This is a genomic window from Granulicatella sp. HMSC31F03 (assembly GCF_001807725.1).
GTDB lineage: Bacteria > Bacillota > Bacilli > Lactobacillales > Aerococcaceae > Granulicatella > Granulicatella adiacens.
The window spans coordinates 23033-44424 of the sequence record NZ_KV790870.1; the positions used below are offsets into that span (position 1 = coordinate 23033).

At 40.5% G+C, this 21392-nt stretch carries 18 protein-coding genes; 17 read left to right on the forward strand and 1 reads right to left on the reverse strand.

Going from position 1 to position 21392, the window contains the following annotated elements; genetic code table 11:
• Positions 1-7: 7 nt before the first annotated feature.
• Complete coding sequence (locus HMPREF3106_RS07515; RefSeq protein WP_070445568.1) at positions 8-1198, forward strand: hypothetical protein; 1191 nt, start codon at positions 8-10, stop codon at positions 1196-1198.
• Positions 1199-1250: 52 nt separating this feature from the next.
• Here HMPREF3106_RS07515 and HMPREF3106_RS07520 read toward each other — a convergent pair whose 3' ends face one another.
• Positions 1251-1754, reverse strand: a complete 504-nt coding sequence (locus tag HMPREF3106_RS07520) for an FUSC family protein (RefSeq protein ID WP_246827568.1) — start codon at positions 1752-1754, stop codon at positions 1251-1253.
• Between the two features lie 115 nt (positions 1755-1869).
• Here HMPREF3106_RS07520 and HMPREF3106_RS07525 point away from each other — a divergent pair, with 115 nt between their 5' ends.
• The 16 genes from HMPREF3106_RS07525 (at position 1870) to brnQ (ending at position 21317) form a co-directional block, all read left to right on the forward strand.
• Positions 1870-2433: a helix-turn-helix domain-containing protein gene (locus HMPREF3106_RS07525; protein WP_070445570.1), complete on the forward strand. Its 564-nt coding sequence runs from the start codon at positions 1870-1872 to the stop codon at positions 2431-2433.
• A 106-nt stretch (positions 2434-2539) separates the two neighbouring features.
• On the forward strand, positions 2540-3214 hold the full coding sequence (locus HMPREF3106_RS07530; RefSeq protein ID WP_070445572.1) for a glycoside hydrolase family 73 protein: 675 nt from the start codon (positions 2540-2542) through the stop codon (positions 3212-3214).
• A 43-nt stretch (positions 3215-3257) separates the two neighbouring features.
• On the forward strand, positions 3258-4382 hold the full coding sequence (locus tag HMPREF3106_RS07535; RefSeq protein ID WP_244266374.1) for an ATP-grasp domain-containing protein: 1125 nt from the start codon (positions 3258-3260) through the stop codon (positions 4380-4382).
• Between the two features lie 24 nt (positions 4383-4406).
• On the forward strand, positions 4407-6731 hold the full coding sequence (gene pcrA, locus HMPREF3106_RS07540) for a DNA helicase PcrA (protein ID WP_210384832.1): 2325 nt from the start codon (positions 4407-4409) through the stop codon (positions 6729-6731).
• Between the two features lie 3 nt (positions 6732-6734).
• Positions 6735-8741 (forward strand): NAD-dependent DNA ligase LigA, encoded by a 2007-nt coding sequence (ligA, locus tag HMPREF3106_RS07545; protein WP_148129426.1) that lies wholly within the window; start codon positions 6735-6737, stop codon positions 8739-8741.
• Between the two features lie 12 nt (positions 8742-8753).
• The gene (locus HMPREF3106_RS07550) at positions 8754-9881 is read left to right on the forward strand and encodes a CamS family sex pheromone protein (RefSeq protein WP_049555086.1); all 1128 of its coding nucleotides are present in this window, start codon (positions 8754-8756) and stop codon (positions 9879-9881) included.
• 65 nt (positions 9882-9946) lie between these two features.
• On the forward strand, positions 9947-10255 hold the full coding sequence (gene gatC / locus HMPREF3106_RS07555; RefSeq protein ID WP_049555085.1) for an Asp-tRNA(Asn)/Glu-tRNA(Gln) amidotransferase subunit GatC: 309 nt from the start codon (positions 9947-9949) through the stop codon (positions 10253-10255).
• The gene (gene gatA, locus HMPREF3106_RS07560; RefSeq protein ID WP_070445577.1) at positions 10252-11709 is read left to right on the forward strand and encodes an Asp-tRNA(Asn)/Glu-tRNA(Gln) amidotransferase subunit GatA; all 1458 of its coding nucleotides are present in this window, start codon (positions 10252-10254) and stop codon (positions 11707-11709) included. The genes gatC and gatA overlap by 4 nt, the downstream gene beginning before the upstream one ends.
• A gap of 14 nt (positions 11710-11723) precedes the next feature.
• Positions 11724-13154, forward strand: coding sequence for an Asp-tRNA(Asn)/Glu-tRNA(Gln) amidotransferase subunit GatB (gene gatB / locus HMPREF3106_RS07565; RefSeq protein ID WP_070445579.1), 1431 nt, complete (start codon positions 11724-11726; stop codon positions 13152-13154).
• 381 nt (positions 13155-13535) lie between these two features.
• Positions 13536-13955: a YwiB family protein gene (locus HMPREF3106_RS07570; protein ID WP_070439423.1), complete on the forward strand. Its 420-nt coding sequence runs from the start codon at positions 13536-13538 to the stop codon at positions 13953-13955.
• A 77-nt stretch (positions 13956-14032) separates the two neighbouring features.
• Entirely contained in the window at positions 14033-14647 is a 615-nt protein-coding gene (gene rpoE, locus HMPREF3106_RS07575) for a DNA-directed RNA polymerase subunit delta (protein ID WP_070439420.1), read from the forward strand.
• Between the two features lie 109 nt (positions 14648-14756).
• Positions 14757-15188: a GtrA family protein gene (locus HMPREF3106_RS07580; RefSeq protein ID WP_239652308.1), complete on the forward strand. Its 432-nt coding sequence runs from the start codon at positions 14757-14759 to the stop codon at positions 15186-15188.
• 215 nt (positions 15189-15403) lie between these two features.
• Positions 15404-15985: a xanthine phosphoribosyltransferase gene (locus HMPREF3106_RS07585; RefSeq protein WP_049555080.1), complete on the forward strand. Its 582-nt coding sequence runs from the start codon at positions 15404-15406 to the stop codon at positions 15983-15985.
• Positions 15982-17244, forward strand: coding sequence for a nucleobase:cation symporter-2 family protein (locus tag HMPREF3106_RS07590; RefSeq protein WP_148128833.1), 1263 nt, complete (start codon positions 15982-15984; stop codon positions 17242-17244). The genes HMPREF3106_RS07585 and HMPREF3106_RS07590 overlap by 4 nt, the downstream gene beginning before the upstream one ends.
• A gap of 595 nt (positions 17245-17839) precedes the next feature.
• Positions 17840-19897 carry a methionine--tRNA ligase gene (metG, locus tag HMPREF3106_RS07595; RefSeq protein WP_256364719.1) on the forward strand — a complete coding sequence of 686 codons (2058 nt, stop codon included), beginning with the start codon at positions 17840-17842 and terminating at the stop codon, positions 19895-19897.
• 76 nt (positions 19898-19973) lie between these two features.
• Entirely contained in the window at positions 19974-21317 is a 1344-nt protein-coding gene (brnQ, locus tag HMPREF3106_RS07600; protein ID WP_070445593.1) for a branched-chain amino acid transport system II carrier protein, read from the forward strand.
• Positions 21318-21392 lie beyond the last annotated feature (75 nt).

Consider the following 21392-nt stretch of genomic DNA (forward strand, 5'->3'; position numbering starts at 1 on the left):
GGTTATCATGAAATCAAGTAAATTTGCAACAGCAGTATTTGCCTTTAGTGGACTTGTGTTTCTAGCAACAGCTGGGCACGCAGCGTATCAAGAAGTGAAGCCTGCTCCGGTATCGATTCAATTAACCGATGAAGAGAAAAAATTAGTCGACGGAGCAACCTTTGAAATGTCGTATTCCACAGATGATTTGACGTCGTCTAAGGGCGCAGAGTATGCACTTTTAGATGGAGACGTAAAACGTGTTGGATTTTCCGAGAATGCCTACAACTTCCAAACGAAAAAGAGATTGGCTGACTTTTCTTTTACAGACCGTCCAAATTATGACAATCTGGTGGCGTTTAAGGGGTATGACCTTCTATACGGCTTGACTTATAGCTTTGAAAGCACAACAGATCCAAAAGTGAATTTTAGTATCATCAATAAAGAGACGAAGAAGGTCACAACTGTATCGGTTCCGATTACGAAAGAAGTGCGCGGGGACGATAGTCATTTTGTAACAGATGTCACTTTCTATAGAAAAGGCAATACCGTGTATGGAGTGGTGCCGATGCCTGAGTATGAAAATAGAGGCTCGAAAGCACCAACCTATTTCTTAGTAACATTCTCTGTGAACTTAGAAACGGGAGCAACAACTCCGGCAAAACGCGTGAAATTACCAGAGGAATACGCTTCGATTGCATGGGGAGAAGCTAAGAGCTCTCGCATGTATGACCCGCAAGTGCTGCTGTTTAAGAGTATGTATTCAAGAGATGAAAAATTCCGCTTAATGACTTTTGATGCTGAGACTGAGAAGTTCACAGAAATCAGACCTGAACAGGGCATGAGTGCGGTACAATCGATTCTATACACAGTAGGAGACAAAGCATATATTGCGTTGGCAGATGAGGTGCCTGCATTCACTGGGTCGGATACGTATGTGAAGGCAAGTGAGCGCAAAAATAATGAGACTAAATACTATGTTCTTAATGCAGGTTCGCAGAAATTAGAAGAAGCATTTACAACGGAAACAGATGTCTATGCACCACAAGTGTACTTGAATAAAGGGAATCTTGTGATGATCACTCTAGTCGATGGCAAACCAACGCTACGTGTGCAATCGATGCAGACAAAAGACATCCTTCTTTCTAAAACAATTGATGTGAAGGATGATGTGTTCTTTATCGATACACGTATGTACGGCATGATGCGTATGAAATAAAAAAACAGTACAAAAAAGAGTTCTACCAGTGTGGTAGAACTCTTTTGTATTTTTAAGATTGTTGTTCTTTCAGATGTGGATTTGGTAGTAAGTGGTTTACCCCAATCGCAATGAGTGCTCCGATAATTGTATCGAGAATCCGTTGGATTGCATACGCAGTATTTTGTCCTGCTTCTACGTTGAAGAAGATAACAAGGAAAGTGGCGCATGAGTTAATAACGCCTGTTTTATTAAATCGATTGCAGAATAAAATAATGATTACAATCCCGACAGGAGCGAGCAGTAAATCGGTATATTCAGGAAATGGGAGAACAGCTCTTACGTAGAATAAAAGAATAGCTACGACCCCGCCTGTTGTATTTCCGATACAACGAGAAAGTGCAAATTTAAACGTTTGCTGATGGTCAGTTCGCAAACTGAAAATAGCAGACAAGGCTGCTAGCATCGGTGAACCACGATGTAAGATTCTAAAGAGAACCACGCAAATAAATACAGACACGGCTGTTTTAAAAGTACGAAGTCCGATATGGAATGGATTATTTGACGATTGTGGCACGCTCTCACCTCTGCTTTTTTTAGATATCGCTATTATAATATATGTGTTAAAAAAATGGTAGAGTTATTGAATAATGCACCTAATAGGTGTACAATGTGTTCAAGAGGTGATGAAGATGCATGAAGCATTTGTATTAATTGTAGTGAACGCTGTTAGAGAACGTTATGTCTCAGAAAAGGCATTTTATACAGAAGAATTAGGGATTAGTGGTCAAAGTTGGACGAGATGGAAGAACGGGGAACGCGGATTGAAGGCAGAAAATCTTCAAAAAATCGCACGTCTGTTTACGGACTATGAGTGGATGCTTGCTAATAAAGTCGCCCGAAATGCCGATGTGCTTCCAGAAGTCGCTTCAGACCCAGTCGCTGAATATTTACGTTTGAAGGTGGCGATTGCGAGTCGCTGGATTCGTCAAGAAAATGTCCGCGTGGATTGGAAGACGGCTGCTGTCAGCAAGGGTAAATTCAAAGAAAATGTCACGATTTTACGCGTGGCAACGACATACGGTCATTGGAGTTACCAAGATATTATTGAAATTCGTGTGGTAGGAATTACGCATAAACAAATCGGTACGAAAAAACAAGAGCTCCTTGAATGGATGAAGGACGAAAAAGCGCAACAAAAATATTTGGAATATAGCAAAAATGCATTTGTTCCAGAATCTAATTTAGAGGAATAACAGTTTGCAAAATGAATGCGATACTCTCTTTGAAAACAAGGGGGTATCCATTTTTTTATAGGCCATTTTATGATAAAATTGAAAAGATAAAGAAAGTGGTGAAACTGTGGCGAAAAGAAAGAAAAGAAAAAATAAATTCGTCTTTCATCTTGTCGAGTGGTTCAAGTCATTATCGAAATTGACGGGACTTCTCATCGTAGCTGTAGCAAGCGTTCTTTTGGCCGGGACCATCACATGGTTATCTGAACATAAATCCGAGCCACAGGAAATACATGTGACACAAGATGAATTTTTAAAAGTACTTATCCCAGCGGCACAACAAGCGTATAAAGACTACGGCGTGTTGCCGAGCGTGAGTTTAGCGCAAGCGATTCTTGAATCGAACTGGGGAGAGAGTTTATTAGCAAGTAAATATTATAATTTATACGGCGTGAAAGGGTCTGCTACTGAACCAAATGTCATCCTAGAAACCGCAGAATTCGTGAACAACACATGGATTACGATTAACGGACGATTTCGCGTGTATGAAAGCTGGGCAGAATCAGTTGAGGCCCATGCGCAACTATTAGCGTACGGCGTGGACTGGGACCCAACGCTCTATCACAAGGTGCTAGGGGCTAGAAACTACAAGCAAGCAGCACAAGCCTTGCAAGATGCAGGGTATGCGACCGACCCAACCTATGCACAAAAGCTTATTCAAATGATTGAAGAACATCAATTGTATCAATATGATAAATTGCCAAGCGAAGAAACAACCGCATCTGTGCGAAGAGGTTCTTAAGAAATCAAATTCATTCTAACGTATGCAAAAGGAGAGGATATACATGAGTCAATTATTACCAGGATCCATTGTCGGAATCATTGGGGGAGACGAGCAAGTTGCATCAGTTGCAATTGCTGCTAGAAAGATGGGGTATGTTGTATATAGCTACCATCAATCGAACGAGGCTGCTATTTCGATGGCAGAATATGAAATTGTGTCTTCCTATGATGACCGTGCATCCTTACTTGATTTTGCTGAGAAAGTAGATACTCTCCTTCTGATGACGAATTTAGTTTCTGTAGACACATTAGTGGCTCTAAGTAGTAAAACAAGATATTACCAATCATTGGAGCTAGCCGAAATTTCTCAAAATCGTACGGTCGAAAAATTATTTTTAGAGGAACATGCAATCAACGTAGCTCCTTATGGGATTGTCACCCATGTTGGGGAATTGCCTACTTTATTAGAAAGTATTGGGCTTCCCGCTTTTCTAGAAAGTAATCAAGTCCATAGCCGATATGAAGAACCTATCGAATTATATGATCAAGATATTGACGAGCGAGTTTTGGGGAAAATTGAAGAAGGGCCAAGTATGTTGACTGCCTTTGTCCCTGCTCAACGCCATTTTTCGTTGACTGTTGTTCGTGACTATGAAGATCGTGTAACGATTTTACCAATTACAGAAGATGTATATATCTCTGGAAAATTAAAGTATAGTATTGCTTCACGTCGGATGAATCCAGAATGGGTTCAAGAGTTGAAGAGGATTGCTTTTAAAGTCGTAGATTATCTTTCAGGGTCAGTGGTGCTATCGATTCAAGTGTTGATGGGAAATAATGGCATTTTTTATGTAAAATCGATTAATCAACTGCCTTTAATCCAACAACAATTTGGAAGTGCACAACTAGGAAAAGGATTATCGGACATCATTACGCGAGTAGCCACAGGACTTCCGGTGGAATACAAGAAACCTACTGAAGAAATGATTCTAGTGCCGATTTATGAATCCATGCTCGAAAAAGCAAGTTTATTAACACTATTGAAACCAAAATGGGATTTTGAATTTTTCCAAACCTCACCTAAGAGAGCAACAGACATCTTAGGAGTGATTCGATTAAGTGGAGGATCCAGTGTGGATCTACTTGGAGAGATTGAAGTTTCAGATTTATTCTTTAATGGAAAATAGTTCCTCAAGGAAAGGAAAGAGTAAGTGAAAAATTCAAACGAATTAATTAAGGGAATGAACCCTCGCCAAAAAGAAGCGGTCATGCATACACAAGGTCCGCTTCTCGTAATGGCGGGGGCTGGAAGTGGAAAGACGCGCGTGTTGACGCATCGAATGGCTTATATTTTAGCCGAGGAAGAAGTGCAACCGTGGAATATTCTAGCGATTACGTTTACGAATAAAGCAGCTAGCGAGATGAAAGAACGTGTGAGTGCTCTAGTGGGCGAACAAGCTAACGATATGTGGGTCTCCACGTTCCACTCGATGTGCGTCCGCATTTTACGAAGAGATTGTGAACGCATCGGTCTTGCAAAGTCGTTTACGATTATCGATTCTGGGGATCAACTATCCGCGATGAAACGCATTATGCAAAAGCTGAGTATTGATTCGGATAAGTTTGATGCGCGTGGAATCTTAGCAAGTATTAGTAATGCTAAAAATAATTTTGAAGATGCGGAAACCTTCGCAAAGACACATGCAAACTTCATGGACCAAATAACCGCGAAGTGCTATGTCGAATACGAAGCAGAAAAACGCAAAAATATGACCGTTGACTTTGATGATTTAATCATGTTAACGGTGAAATTGTTTAAAGAGCATTCAGATGTCTTAGCGTATTATCAACAAAAATTCCACTATATCCATGTGGATGAGTACCAAGATACAAACCATGCACAATACTTACTGGTGCAACTGCTAGCGGATAAGTTCAAAAATATTTGCGTGGTTGGGGATGCCGATCAAAGCATTTACGGTTGGCGTGGAGCCGATATGGAGAATATCTTGTCATTTGAACACGATTATCCACAGGCGAAAGTGGTCTTACTAGAGCAAAACTATCGTTCGACGAAGACGATTTTAAAAGCAGCCAATCAAGTGATTGAAAATAATCAAAATCGTAAACCAAAAGAGTTGTGGACCGAAAATGAAGCAGGAGACAAGATTACCTATTATTGTGCGGCTTCCGGTTATGAAGAGTCTCGTTATGTGATGAGAACCATTCAAAAGATGGTGAATTTTGATGGGTACGATTATAGTGATTTTGCAGTTTTATACCGTAGTAATGCTCAATCACGGACCCTTGAAGAAGATTTGTTAAAGGCGAATATGCCTTTCAAAATGGTAGGGGCCCAACGATTCTACGAGCGTATGGAAATCAAGGATTTACTTGCCTATTTACGTTTATTAGTGAATCCGACCGATGACTTTAGCTTTAGACGTGTTGTGAATGCGCCAAAACGCGGTATTGGTGGAAAGAGTATTGAAAAATTAGAAGACTTTGCTCAAATGCACGGCTTTTCTCTTTTAGAAGCTTCCGCTGAGACGACTCTTAATGGGATTAGTGGGAAAGCAGGAAAAGGCTTAGCCGATTTCGCAAAATTGATTAGCGATTTAACCAAGATGCAAGAGTTTGTCTCGCTAACCGATTTAATCGAAGAAGTCATGATAAAATCAGGCTACATTGCCTCTCTTGAACAGGCGCATACCATGGAAGCTGATGCGCGAATCGATAATATGCGCGAATTCCTATCCGTAGCCAAAGAGTTCGAAGAAAAACGGTTCGATTCTGAAGCAGAGGAATCAGTTTTAGTTCAATTCTTAACGGATTTATCCTTAGTAACGGATATGGAAAATGAAGAAGAAACGAGCGCTTCACAAATTACATTGATGACCTTGCATGCGGCAAAAGGGTTAGAGTTCCCCGTCGTGTTCCTTGTGGGAATGGAAGACGGAATTTTCCCTTCTGCAAGAACCTTACAAGAAGGTGATGAAGAAGAGGAGCGTCGATTGGCCTATGTGGGTATCACACGTGCAGAGAAAAAGCTCTTTATGACGCGTGCCTATTCAAGGCTGCTCTACGGGAAAACGCAACATTACCGCGAATCTCGTTTTATGCAAGAAATTGATGACAAACTTCTTCAAAAAGAAGGAGAAACGATTAGCGACTCTTATTATTCAAGTAGTTTCTACTCAGAAAAGCCAAGTTATAACAGAAGTTCTTCTGCTGCAACGGGTGGGGGACTCTTTGATCGTTACCGCAATACTAATGCACAAAAGAATGGGGGATATTTACAAAAGAAACCTCATTCTTCTGCAAGCATTCAGCGTGTAGAAAAACAAACGCCAACGTCTGTTTCAACCGATGGATGGACGGTTGGTATGAAAGTATCTCATAAGAAATGGGGCACGGGAACTGTAGTCCGTATTACCGGTGAAGGAGACCGTCAAGAACTTGACGTAGCTTTTGCAGGGATGGGGATTAAGCGACTCCTTGCAAGTTTTGCCCCAATTGAAAAAATCGAAGAATAGAGGATGAAGATGAATACAACGATTCAACAAAGAATTGAACAGCTTAAAGAACAATTAAATCGTTGGAGTCATGAGTATTATGTGGAAGATAAACCCACCGCAACAGACGCAGAGTACGATAAGGCGTATCATGAATTACTAGCTCTAGAAAAAGAACATCCAGAATTTGTGACGGCTGATTCTCCTACGCAACGTATAGGAGGAGAAGTGCTCGAGCAATTCCAGAAGGTCACGCACACCAATCCGATGCTCAGCCTTTCAAATGCTTTTTCAAAAGAAGATTTGGAAGAGTTTGATGCGCGTCTTCGTAAGTTAACGAACCGAGCAATCGAGTATGTGTGTGAACTAAAAATCGATGGACTTTCTATTGCGTTGACGTATCAAAACGGGCAGCTTCAACTTGGAGCAACCCGCGGAGATGGAACGACAGGTGAAGATGTAACAGGCAATGTGCGCACGATTAAATCAGTGCCCTTGTCTTTAAAAGAGCCTTGGAATGTCGAAGTGCGCGGTGAATGTTATATGCCAAAAAAATCATTCGTGGCATTAAACGAGTCTCGCGAAGAGGAAGGGCTTGAAGTCTTTGCTAATCCAAGAAATGCTGCAGCAGGAAGCCTCCGCCAGCTCGATCCAAAAATTGCGGCGAAGCGAAACTTGTCCGTCTTTTTATACAGCAGCCCTAGTGTGGAAGAACTAGGTGTTTCTACACAAGAAGAGTTGTTGGAGAAGATGGCAGAGATGGGCTTTGTGACCAATCCTGAGCGATTAAAATGCCAAACGATTGATGAAGTGTGGAATTACATCGAAACGATTGGTGCCAAACGTCCAGACTTACCATACGAAATCGACGGTATGGTGATTAAGGTCAATGATTTTGCCGCTCAAGAAGAAATCGGCTATACGGTCAAAGCACCGCGTTGGGCCATTGCGTATAAATTCCCAGCAGAAGAAGCGCAAACGGTTGTCCGCGATGTGGAGTGGACGGTGGGACGTACTGGAGTAGTCACCCCAACTGCAGTGATGAATCCGGTTCAATTAGCAGGAACGACGGTACGACGTGCGAGCTTGCATAATATTGATTTGATGAAAGAAAGAGATATTCGCTTGGAAGACACCGTGGTGATTCATAAGGCAGGAGACATTATCCCAGAAGTCACACGTGTGATTTTGGAGAAACGTCCAGCAACAAGTCAGCCGTACGAGTTCCCAACAACTTGCCCGGTCTGTCATGAAAAGTTAGAGCATTTGGAAGATGAAGTAGCGATTCGCTGCTTGAATCCAAAATGTCCAGCCCAACTGACAGAAGGCATGAGCCACTTTGTTTCACGAAATGCGATGAATATGAGTGGAATTGGGCCAAGTATCATTAAGCAACTTTTTGAAGAAGGTCTAGTTCTTGATGTGGCCGATTTATACAAATTAACTCTAGATCAGTTGTTAGCATTAGACAAAATTCAACAAAAGAGTGCAGAAAATATTCTTGAAGCCATTGAACAGAGTAAAGCCAATTCCTTGGAACGCCTTTTAACAGGACTGGGTATCCGTCATGTAGGAACCAAGGCTGCTAAAGAACTGGCACAACATTTTGGAAATATGAAGGCTTTACAAGAGGCGAGCATTGAACAATTGTTGGAAATTGATGGTTTAGGTGATATTATTGCTTATAGTGTAAAAACTTATTTTGAACAACCATCCGTTCAAGAACTTATCCAAGAATTACAAGATCGTGGAGTGAATATGAGCTATCTTGGAAAGACAAAAGCAGACAGTGAAGCCTCAGGACATATTCTAAGTGGAAAGACTGTCGTTTTAACAGGGACATTAGAACAATTAACAAGACAAGATGCAAAAGAAAAATTGGAATCGCTTGGAGCAAAAGTAACAGGCTCTGTTTCTAAGAAGACAGACGTTGTGATTGCTGGACATTCAGCCGGAAGCAAGTTGGATAAAGCCAATGTGCTAGGGATTGAAGTGTGGAGTGAACAACAATTTCTGGATTCTCTTGCATAGAAAGGAACTCATATGAAACATAAATTACGCTTGGGATTATTAGGGTTAATGAGTGCATTCACCTTAGCCGCCTGTGCAGATATTACTCAAGCCAATCGCCAAAATACAAATACGAAAAATGATGCCAATACAAAAGTGGTTCAGTCGACAACGAATCAACTGTCCAATAATTTTTATCGTGCATTGATGACTAACGGGAAATATCAAGTGAGCCAAAACCGTGGAGCTACTTTAAGCTTGAATACGGGCTTTAATTTGAAAAACTTTGAGACAGGTTTAATCGACCTTTCTAGAAATGTATTTCCTACGAATCAGTATTTCTTTAGAGAAGGACAGATTATCGATGCTGATACAACGGCTAAATGGATTGCTCGTAAAAGCGATAAAAATCCTGAAGGCTTGAATCCTGCTGATAATGGAGATACATCCCCAACAGGACGTGCTCCACTTTATTTAGCTCAGATTTTGGAACAAGACTACATGATTCAAACAGAAAACAATTTTGAATTAGGTGGGATTAGTATCGGGGTTGCGATGAACAGCGTTGATTATTATACAAATGGCGATCGTGATGCAGAAACTGAAATTTCAAAAGAAGTCATGATTGAACAAGCGAAAACGATCGTGAACCAAATCTTAACAAGACTGCGTCAAAATGATGCGCTTAAAGCTGTGCCAATTGTCTTTGGTGTCTTTAGACAAACTTCAAAAGATGATATTGGTGGAGGCGTTTATGTCTTAGAGGCGACTTCTGTAGAAGGAACTGAAATTACAAACTGGACGAATGTAAATCAGAAAGTGACCGTGTTACCTCTAGTGAACGAAGCAGCTACAGAAGAGTCAACAGCTTTTGAGAATTTCAAAACAGAAGTACAAAACTTCTTCCCAAATCTCTCAGGAGTAACAGCTAGAGTGAAATATCAAGATAATGTGGCTAAAAAAATGGTCGTTGATATTATGACGCAATTTTATGGTGAATCAGAAATTATTGCCTTAGCACAGCATGTAACCGATGCAGCTAATAAATATTTATCGAAAACTACTCCAGTAGAAGTGCGTATTAGTTCGATTAATGGGGTAGAAGCGTTCTTGATGCAAGATTTAACGCAGGGTGTGTTCACTTACCATATATTCGATTAATATTGATAACAATGTTTAAAGTGTTTACAATAGAAAAGTAATGATTTTGAAAGCGAGGAAAAGAAATGGCCATTGAGGAAAAAGAAGTTAGACACGTTGCCAAACTTGCAAAGCTAGCTTTTGCCGACAATGAAATCCTTCATTTTACAGAACAAATGAGCGATATCATTGATATGGTGGAACAATTAAACGAAGTAGATACAACGGGTGTGCCTGTTACCACTCACGGTTATCCATTAGTAAATGTGATGCGAGAAGACGTTGCTGAAAAAGGAACAGACCGCGACTTATTAATGCGTAATGTGAAAACGAGCGAAGATGGATTTATTCAAGTGCCTGCAATTATGGGTGAAAACGAGGAGGGTGAAGCATGAGTATTATTGAAAACAAAACATTAGTTGAGCTTCACGAAGGTCTTCGTAATAAAGAATTTACTTCTGTGGAATTAACCAAAGAAACATTCGGGCGTATCCATGCTTTAGAACCTAAAGTAGAAGCGTTCGTGACATTAAACGAAGAAGAAGCGTTAAAACAAGCAGCCGCTGCTGACGAAAAAGGCTACGGAGAAGAAGCGTCTCTTCAAGGTCTTCCAATCGGGATTAAAGACAATATCGTGACTCGCGACCTTTTAACAACTGCTTCAAGTCGTATGTTAGAAGACTTCAACCCAATTTACGATGCGCATGTAATGGAATTATTAAAAGCTGAAGGTGCGGTGAACGTTGGTAAATTAAACATGGACGAATTTGCCATGGGTGGTTCAACAGAAACTTCTTACTTCAAGAAAACAAAAAATCCTTGGGACTTAACAAAAGTGCCTGGTGGCTCTTCAGGTGGTTCTGCCGCTGCAGTTGCTTCTGGCGAAGTATTAGCATCTCTTGGTTCTGATACAGGTGGTTCAATCCGCCAACCTGCAAGTTTCACAGGGATTGTTGGGATGAAACCAACATATGGTCGTATTTCTCGTTATGGTTTGATTGCCTTTGCGTCAAGTTTAGACCAAATCGGACCATTTACACGTACGATTCAAGATAATGCCTTAGTATTAAGCGCGATTTCTGGATATGACCACCGCGATTCAACAAGTGTGCCTCAAGAAGTGCCTGCCTACCATAAAGGATTAACAGGCGACATTAAAGGCATGCGTATCGCGTTACCAAAAGAATATTTTGCTGAAGGCGTGGACCCAGAAGTTCAAGCTGCTGTATTAAAAGCGGCTGACCAATACCGTGAAATGGGAGCTATCGTTGAAGAAGTGAGCCTCCCTCACTCTAAATACGGGATTCCAGCGTACTATATCATCGCTTCATCAGAAGCTTCTTCGAACTTACAACGTTTCGACGGAATCCGTTACGGTCACCGTTCTACAGACGCAGAAACATTAGAAGATTTATACGTGAAGAGCCGTTCTGAAGGTTTCGGAATGGAAGTAAAACGTCGTATCATGCTTGGAACATTCAGTTTAAGTTCAGGTTACTACGATGCTTACTTCAAAAAAGCGGGACAAGTACGTACTTTAATCAAACAAGATTTTGCAAAAGTGTTTGAAAACTATGATTTAATCTTAGGACCTGTAACAACTTCTGCTGCATTCGGATTGGGCGCACACAGTGATGACCCAATCGCAATGTACATGGCGGACTTATTAACCGTTCCTGTAAACTTAGCTGGACTACCAGCAATCTCAGTTCCTGCTGGATTCACTAACGAAGGCTTACCAGTCGGAATTCAATTAATCGGAAATTACTTCCAAGAAAAAACTATTTACCAAGCAGCGTATGCATTTGAACAAGCAAATGATTACTACTTACGCCGCCCACAATTATAAGGAGGAACAATGACATGAACTTTGAAACAATTATTGGTTTAGAGTGCCACGTTGAATTAAAAACTGATTCAAAAATGTTCTCTCCATCACCAGCGCATTTCGGTGCGGAACCAAATACAAATACAAACGTGATTGACTGGGGATATCCAGGGGTTCTTCCAGTCGTTAATAAACGTGCGTTAGAATTCGGAATGCGTGCGGCTCTTGCGTTGAACTGTACGATTTCTCAAGATACAAAATTCGACCGTAAAAACTATTTCTACCCTGATAATCCAAAAGCGTACCAAATCTCTCAATTCGATTACCCAATCGGTCATGATGGCTGGATTGATATCGAAGTAGAAGGCCAAACAAAACGTATTCGTATTGAACGTGTCCACTTAGAAGAAGATGCGGGTAAAAATACGCACGGAACAGACGGATTCTCTTATGTGGACTTAAACCGTCAAGGAACTCCACTGATTGAGATCGTATCAGAAGCAGATATGCGTTCTCCTGAAGAAGCATATGCGTACCTTGAAGCACTTCGTCAAATCATCATGTTTACAGGTGTTTCTGACGTGAAGATGGAAGAAGGTTCAATGCGTTGTGACGCGAACATTTCAATTCGTCCTTATGGTCAAGAAAAATTCGGTACAAAAACAGAGTTGAAAAACTTAAACTCATTTAACAATGTCCGTAAAGGCTTAGCATTCGAAGAAGTTCGTCAAGCCAACGTCCTACGTAATGGAGGAGAAATCCTACAAGAAACACGTCGTTTTGATGATGCGACTGGTCAAACCATCTTAATGCGTGTCAAAGAAGGTTCAAGTGACTACCGTTACTTCCCAGAACCAGATCTACCAAACTTCCAAATCTCAAATGAATGGATTGAAGAAGTGCGTGCGTCTATTCCTGAAATGCCAAGCAAACGTCGTGAACGTTACGTGAGCGAATTTGGCTTACCAGAATATGATGCAATGGTATTAACATTAACGAAAGAAATGTCTGATTTCTTCGATGCAACAGTTGCTGCGGGTGCCGATCCTAAACAAGCCTCAAACTGGTTAATGGGTGACATCTCAGCGCACATGAACAGCAAGAAATTAGAATTGAAAGACTTGAAGTTAACGCCAGAAAGCTTAGCAGAAATGATTCAATTAATTGCAGACGGAACCATCAGTTCGAAATTAGCGAAGAAAGTCTTCTTGTTATTAGCCGAAGAAGGCGGAACGGCGAAAGGCATTGTTGAAAAACACGGTATGGTTCAATTGAGTGATCCAGCTCAGTTATTACCGATTATTCAAGATGTGTTGGATAACAATGCACAGTCGATTGAGGACTTCAAGAATGGTAAAGACCGCGCCGTTGGATTTTTAGTTGGGCAGATTATGAAGCAAACGAAAGGGAAAGCAAACCCTGGCGTTGTAAACCAACTATTACAACAAGAATTAGCGAAATACTAAAATAAAAGAAAATGGATATATGATGGCTTCGAATTTTTTCGGCTCCTTTTTGGGGTTCGAATCCTTTCGGATTGCTGTTATAAAAACTGTTATGAGGTACCGGTTCGAGCCTATGGTCTCTCGCCTTTAAAGCCTCAAAGAGGGCGTAGGGAAAAATTTCCTTACGCCCTCTAATTCGCATTTAATACGAATTCCCATAACTGTTTTTATAACATCCGAAAGGTTCTCCCTCCCAAAAAGTTCCTCAGGATTCTCCGCCATCAAAAGTTTTATGAATTTAGAATCCTTTTTGAAATAGGGGATAAAGCGCAGAGTTTGCTTGCCCGTTAAAAATCCAGAAAGGATAGAAGAGAAGAAATAGGCTTGAGAGGGGGATGGAAGATGAAATTAACGATTGAAACGGTATTGAGTCAAGGCGGGGAAACGATGAAGCAACGTATGTTTGCGGATGCGACTCGTCTTCGTAAGGACTCCGGTTTTGTACTAAGCTATGTGGAAGAAGAAACTAATACGCGCGTGAAAATAGAAGTGAATACCTCAGAAGCTACTCCTCAGGTAACTTTACACCGTCAAGGAGATGTGCGTAGTCAAATGGACTTTCATCATACAAAGGCGACTAAAGGAATTTACGAATTAGGCGCAGGGAGACAAATGCATTTTGAGATTCAAACCAAACAAGTACACCTCGAAGAGACGGAAGAGATGGTGTTACTAGTACTGGAATACCAATTATTCCAACAAAAACAACTGATTACGAGCTCTTTAGTCACCTTTCAGCTTCAAATCAAGGAAAATGTATAAAAAATCTCGCTAAACTAGCATAAACTAAAAAAATTATGCTATACTGTGTAAGATGAACTGGAAAGGAAGTGTAACCATTGGAATTAAAGAAACTCGATGGCATTAACAAAAACGAATTATCAATGGTCGAAGTAGCGCATGCTATTTTAGAAGCGAAGAATGAAGTTTTAGATTTCAACCAATTATTAGTAGAAATTCAAGAATATATGGAATTAAGCGACGAAGCGTTAGAAGCTCGTATGGCTCGTTTTTACACAGATTTAAATATTGATGGAAGCTTTATCTCACTTGGAGATAATCGTTGGGGCTTACGTGATTGGTATCCAATAGACTCAATCGATGAAGAAATCGCAACATCAATGGAAGATGAAGAAGTGAAGAAACCTCGTAAGAAACGTAAGAAAGTCAATGCGTTCGGAACTGAAGATGATCTTATCGATTACAATGATGATGATCCAGAAGATGAAGAACTTCTTGATGACGAAGATCTTGATAGTGATGATTTAGATGATGATATGGATGTTGATTTAGACGACGATGACGAAGAAGATGAAATCGATGCATATCGTTCTGACTTAAATGAACTAGGTGCAGATGAAGACCTAGAAGATGAAGTGAGTGTGGAAGAAGATCTGATTATCATTGATGACGAAGACCTTGATAGCGACTTCGACGAAGAAGAGGAAGAATAATCTTTCTTTAATAACAACTATCAAAGCACAACTTATGATTTCATGAGTTGTGTTTTATTTTGCAGTTTATTGTATAATAGGATGAACTTGAGACTTGGGAGGCGAGAACGTGCAAGAAAAATTGAAAAAGGTGTTCGACAAGACCTTTCTAACCTTTATTGCAGTAGGAGTTGTTAACACACTATTTGGAATGACCATCATGTTCTTTTGTTACAACATTTTAAACTTGGGATACTGGTTTTCTTCGGGAATGAATTATGTTTGTGGAAGTGTTTTAAGTTATTTCTTGAATAAGAAATTTACGTTTAAAGTGGAAGAAACGACGAAAAAATCGATTATCCGCTTTATCATCAATATCACGGTTTGTTATATTATTGCTTATGGTATCGCGAAACCACTTGTGTTGTACTTGTTTGCAGGTCTTGGTGAAAAACTTCAAGGGAACTTGGCGTTAGTAGCTGGAATGGGCCTTTTTGTATTACTAAACTATGTGGGTCAACGGTTTTGGGCATTTAAACAAGACGAACCTACAAACGATTAAAGAGAAGTAAAACGAGCAGGTTTTCTGCTCGTTTTTTTGTTGGAGAAGGACCCAAAAAGAACATTAAAGAGAAAAACAAGGTAAATATTCGTAAAAATAGAAAAATGATTCTAAAAACAGTTGAAAAATAAGAACCGTAACTGTAAAATAAGAACTATCTCAATCCAGCAAGTTATTAACGTCCGTTTTTTAATCCCCAGGTTTAAGGAGGAGTTATGGAAACATTAGAAGCTCGTATTTTAAAAGATGGTTATGTGTTAGGTGAAAATATCCTTAAAGTAGACTCGTTTTTAACGCATCAGGTAGATTTACACTTGATGAAAGAAATTGGAGAGGTTTTTGCGGCAAAGTTTAAAAATGCTGGGATTACAAAAGTGGTTACTATTGAAGCATCAGGGATTGCTCCAGCACTGTATACGGCAGATGCCTTAGAAGTTCCAATGATTTTTGCGAAGAAATCCAAAAATATCACGATGAATGAAGGAATTCTAACAGCAGAGGTGTTTTCATTTACAAAGCAAGTGACCAATACAGTGTCGATAGCTAGTAAATACCTTTCAGAGAAGGACAGAGTGTTAATCGTGGATGATTTTCTAGCGAATGGCCAAGCCGCAAAAGGATTAGTCGAGATTGTTGAACAGGCAGGAGCCAAAGTCGAAGCGGTTGGAATTGTCATCGAGAAATCTTTCCAAGATGGAAGACGGTTATTAGAAGAAGCGGGAATTCCAGTCTTTTCTCTGGCGCGTCTAGAACGGTTTGAAAACGGAAAAGTTGTGTTTAAGGAGGCTGACCTATAATGCAGCAGGAAAAGCATTCCAAGGCAATGGTGCTGGGACTTCAACATTTACTAGCGATGTATTCAGGATCGATTTTAGTACCGATGATGATTGGACAGGCGCTTGGCTATAATAGCGAGCAACTGACATATTTAGTCTCAACAGATATTTTTATGTGTGGGGTAGCCACTTTTCTTCAGTTGCAACTCAATAAGTATTTTGGGATTGGGCTCCCTGTCGTGTTAGGCGTGGCGTTTCAATCAGTTGCTCCATTAACGATTATAGGACAGAGTCACGGAAGTGGAGCCATGTTTGGCGCGCTGATTGTCTCGGGGATTTTCGTTGTTTTAATTTCGGGAATCTTCTCAAAACTGGCGAACTATTTTCCTGCCATTGTTACCGGCTCTGTGATTACAACCATTGGACTCACGCTCATTCCGGTTGCCATTGGAAATATGGGAAATAACGTAGCGAATCCAACTCTAGAAAGTTTAACACTAGCTCTCATTACAGTTTTTATTATTTTAGTCGTTAATATTTTTACGAAAGGATTCCTCAAATCCATTTCCATTCTACTAGGATTAGTGATTGGGACTTTGATTGCTTCTGGAATGGGCCAAGTGAACTTTACACCTGTGATCCAAGCGCCTCTCCTTCATATTCCTACCGTATTTTATTTTGGAGCTCCAACTTTTGAATTTTCTTCCATTGTGATGATGTGTATTATTGCGACGGTATCAATGGTGGAATCAACAGGGGTCTATCTAGCTTTGTCTGATATTACGAAGGATCCAATCGATGAAACACGACTTCGCAACGGGTACCGAGCAGAGGGGTTAGCAGTACTCCTTGGAGGGGTGTTTAATACATTCCCTTATACAGGCTTCTCTCAAAATGTCGGTTTAGTGAAAATGTCTGGGATTAAAACACGTCTTCCGATTTATTACGCAGCAGGCTTTCTTGTACTCCTTGGACTCCTTCCAAAATTTGGCGCTCTTGCACAAATCATTCCAAGTCCGGTCATTGGTGGGGCAATGATTGTTATGTTTGGATTCGTATCGCTTCAAGGCATGCAAATGCTCGCTCGTGTAGATTTCGTTAATAATGAGCATAACTTCCTCATTGCAGCGGTGTCTATTGCAGTAGGAGTCGGGTTCAATAATAGCAATCTTTTCAATAGCCTCCCAACTGCATTTCGAATGTTCTTCTCGAACGGAATCGTGATGGCCAGCATCCTTGCCGTAGTCCTAAACGCGATTCTCAATCGTAAGAAGAAATAAAAAAAATCCGTTATCTACACCCAAAGAGAAGGTCTCCCCCTTCTCTTTTTTCTATTCTCTCTTGAAGTTTCCTTGCCTTCTAATGTTTCCAACCACCCAAAAAATACGAGAAAATAATGTGGAGCAGAAAAAAATAAACTCAATTCAGTTGGATTTCAAGCCTTTCTATATAGAAGATTTCGGAGAAGCTTGCGGATTTTATAATCGCAGTAACGGGGAATCGCATCGAATGTGAGGGAGAAAGACAGAAATACTGTAAATACATTAATGTATTTACAATATTTCGTTTTCTTTCCTCCACAAAGTTGAATAGGAATGAGCAAGCTAGATATAGCGTAGCTCATCCCATTCAACCACTGTGCTTAGGCGGAGTAGGGACGTGTCCCGTACTCCGCGTTTGAAGCTTCGAAGGTGCAAGACTACAGGCTTGCACCGGTGCCCCGTAACAGCGATTATAAAAAGAATCCGCAAGGATTCTAAGAAATCATCAGCACAAACCCAACTCCAGAAAACCCAAATTGAATCTAAGTACAATTTACATCCCAATCGCGCTCCACTTTGTTTTCACTTCTCGTATTTTTTTGATAGGTATGGTATACTAACCCTATGTTTAAAGAATTTCAAGGAGGCTCTTCCCAACATGGCTGAAGACAAAAAAACATTCTATTTAACGACTCCGATTTACTATCCGAGTGGTAATTTACATATTGGTCATGCCTATACAACTGTAGCCAGTGACGCAATGGTCCGCTACAAAAAATTGCAAGGTTTTGACACTTACTTTTTAACAGGAACAGATGAACACGGACAAAAAATCCAAGAAAAAGCGAAAGAAGCAGGCGTTTCAGAAATTGAATTCGTCGATAAAATCATTTTCGGCATTCAAGATTTGTGGAAAGAGTTAGATATCTCTTACGATGATTTTATTCGTACGACTCAACCACGCCATACGAAAGCTGTTCAAAAGATTTTCCAAAAATTAGTGGACAATGGCGATATTTACCTCGGTGAATACGAAGGTTGGTATTCTGTATCCGACGAAGAGTACTTCACAGAAACACAATTAGTCGAAGTATACCGCGATGCTGAAGGAAATATGATTGGTGGGGTTGCGCCAAGTGGGCACGAAGTTGAGCTTGTCAAAGAAGAATCTTACTTCTTTAGAATGAGCAAATACGCTGATCGCTTATTGCAATACTACGAAGAACATCCAGATTTCATTCAACCAGAATCACGTAAAAACGAGATGATTAATAACTTCATCAAACCAGGTTTGGAAGACTTAGCGGTTTCTCGTACGTCATTTGACTGGGGGATTCCAGTACCAAACGATCCAAAACACGTAGTTTATGTATGGATTGATGCCTTATCAAACTACATTACCGCACTAGGATATGGTAGCGACGATGAAACATTATTCAACCGCTACTGGCCTGCAGATGTGCATTTTATCGGAAAAGAAATCGTTCGTTTCCATACGATTTACTGGCCAATTATGTTAATGGCCTTAGATTTACCATTACCGAAGAAAATCTTCGCACACGGATGGTTATTGATGAAAGACGGTAAAATGTCTAAATCGAAAGGAAACGTCGTAGATCCAAACACATTAATCGAACGTTACGGCTTAGATGCACTTCGTTACTACTTATTACGTGAAGTGCCATTCGGTTCTGACGGAATTTTCACTCCAGAATCATTCGTAGAACGTATTAACTATGACTTAGCCAATGACTTAGGAAACTTATTAAACCGTACTGTTGCGATGATTAATAAGTATTTCGATGGAACAATCCCTGCATACACTGCACCGGTTTCAACATTTGACCAAGAATTAGTCGATGCTTCAAAAGCGATGATTGTGGAAGTTGAAGAAGCGATGGAAAACATGCAATTCTCAGTAGCGCTGGCTGCAATCTGGAAATTCGTTTCTCGTACGAATAAATATATCGACGAAACAACTCCATGGGCCGCTGTGAAAGATGAAGCGCGCCAAGAAGAATTAGCACGTACAATGAATTACTTAGCAGAAAGCTTACGAATCATTGCCGTTGCCTTACAACCATTCTTAACGCAAACTCCAGGAGAAATCTTGGCTCAATTAGGAATTACGGACAGCGCGTTAATGGATTACCCTTCATTACACACATTTGGCGTGATTCCTGAAGGAACTAAGGTGGTTGAAAAAGGTCAACCAATCTTCCCGCGTTTAGATGTGGAAGAAGAAGTGGCTTACATCCAATCTAAAATGGGTGGAGCACCAGCTGAAGAAGAAAACACTGACTGGAACCCAGAAGAAGTGGAACTTTCAAGCGAAAAAGAAAGTATCAAATACGACGACTTCGACAAGATTGAATTAAAAGTCGCAGAAGTTATCGAATGCGGACCAGTAGAAGGAGCAGACAAATTGCTTCAATTCCGCTTAGACGCTGGAGATGCTGGAGGTCACCGTCAAATCCTTTCAGGGATTGCGGAATGGTACCCAGATCCAAGTATTTTCGTTGGTAAGAAAGTCGTGATTGTTGCGAACTTGAAACCACGTAAAATGCGTGGACAAATCAGCCAAGGTATGATTCTTTCGGCTGAAAAAGATGGCGTTCTTCAAGTGGTGTTTGCACCAGAAGGAATGCCAAATGGCTCAACCGTAGCTTAATTGAATAAAAACAAAAAGGGGACCCTTCGGATGCGAAGAAAGGCATTTGAAGGGTCTTTTTTTAGAAGGAGGACAAATGAAAAAAGGTGTATTAACAGGGTTGCTTCTATTTGGATTTTTCTTTGGAGCAGGTAATTTAATTTTTCCGCCAAGCTTAGGCTATCAATCTGCTGAGCAATTTTGGCCAGCAGTCATCGGATTTATCGTATCTGGAGTGGGACTTGCGATTGGAACGTTATTAATTGGAACAGTGATTAATGGTGGATTCAGAAAAGAATTGGACGAAAAGATTCATCCAATCTTCTCATTGGCATTTTTAGTAGTATTATATTTATCCATTGGACCTTTCTTTGCGATTCCGCGTACAGCAACGGTATCCTACAACATCGGGGTAGCACCGTTCTTGCCAGATTCTAATTCAGGTCTTCTAATTTACGCAGCGATTTACTTTGCTGTAGCCTTTTTCTTAGCGTATAACCGTTCATCACTCTTATCCAGCATCGGTAAAATCTTAACACCGATTTTTGCAGGATTAATTTTAATCTTAGTGGTCGTTGGAGCGTTTAAATATGGGCAAACGTCACCAGAATTAGCAGGCCAAACAAATCTAACCGTATCGACCGCTTTTGGAAATGGCTTTGTTGAGGGATATAACACACTCGATGCTTTAGCTGCCGTAGCCTTCTCAGTCGTTGCCGTAAACACATTAAAAGAGTTCCATTTCAGCTCTAAAAAAGAGTACATGAAAACGATTATGAGTGTGGGATTTGTAACAGCGATTGGATTCAGCGTTTTGTATATCGGCCTTGCTTTCCTTGGAAATCACTTCAATGTGGCAAGTGCCCTAGCACAAGATTCAACACTAAACGTAGGGTCTTACGTATTAACCATGGCTTCACGCGACTTGTTCGGGACATTTGGGCAAGCCTTCTTAGCGGTAATGGTAGTCATTACCTGCTTAACAACAACAGTAGGATTAATCGTATCTGTAGGGGAGTTCTTCGAAGAAACATTCCCACGCTTCTCTTATAAAGTCTATGCGACCGTATTTACATTCATCGGATTTGGCGTTGCGACCCTTGGACTTCAAACGATTATTGCCTTCTCACTTCCAGTATTAATGATTTTATATCCAATTACGGTTGTGATTGCGTTCTTCGTACTAGTGAATAAGAAAGTGGCATTCTCGAAGAGTGGAATGCAGCTAACAGTTGCGTTGACAACGATTATTTCAACGGTTTCAAGTGTGGCTTCTGCATTGAAATTAGAAGGATTAGTAAAAGCGTTGGAAATTCTTCCACTGCAAAGCTTATCGCTGGGATGGATGGGACCGGCGATTATCGGTATTTTAATCGCGCTCATCTTACCGGACAAAATCAAGGGCGAAGCATTCGACTTCGAAGCATTTCAAACAAAATAAAAGTGCTTAATAGTGCATAAATGATTACTGCGTATCCTTACGGATATCTTCATAGTAATGGAAATAACTGTACCG

Excerpts from the sequence above, each read along its gene's own strand:
- HMPREF3106_RS07515 (WP_070445568.1), top strand. The coding sequence starts at position 8 with ATGAAATCAAGTAAATTTGCAACAGCAGTATTTGCCTTTAGTGGACTT.
- HMPREF3106_RS07525 (WP_070445570.1), top strand. The coding sequence starts at position 1,870 with ATGCATGAAGCATTTGTATTAATTGTAGTGAACGCTGTTAGAGAACGT.
- HMPREF3106_RS07535 (WP_244266374.1), top strand. The coding sequence starts at position 3,258 with ATGAGTCAATTATTACCAGGATCCATTGTCGGAATCATTGGGGGAGAC.
- ligA (WP_148129426.1), top strand. The coding sequence starts at position 6,735 with ATGAAGATGAATACAACGATTCAACAAAGAATTGAACAGCTTAAAGAA.
- HMPREF3106_RS07550 (WP_049555086.1), top strand. The coding sequence starts at position 8,754 with ATGAAACATAAATTACGCTTGGGATTATTAGGGTTAATGAGTGCATTC.
- gatC (WP_049555085.1), top strand. The coding sequence starts at position 9,947 with ATGGCCATTGAGGAAAAAGAAGTTAGACACGTTGCCAAACTTGCAAAG.
- gatA (WP_070445577.1), top strand. The coding sequence starts at position 10,252 with ATGAGTATTATTGAAAACAAAACATTAGTTGAGCTTCACGAAGGTCTT.
- gatB (WP_070445579.1), top strand. The coding sequence starts at position 11,724 with ATGAACTTTGAAACAATTATTGGTTTAGAGTGCCACGTTGAATTAAAA.
- HMPREF3106_RS07570 (WP_070439423.1), top strand. The coding sequence starts at position 13,536 with ATGAAATTAACGATTGAAACGGTATTGAGTCAAGGCGGGGAAACGATG.
- HMPREF3106_RS07585 (WP_049555080.1), top strand. The coding sequence starts at position 15,404 with ATGGAAACATTAGAAGCTCGTATTTTAAAAGATGGTTATGTGTTAGGT.
- brnQ (WP_070445593.1), top strand. The coding sequence starts at position 19,974 with ATGAAAAAAGGTGTATTAACAGGGTTGCTTCTATTTGGATTTTTCTTT.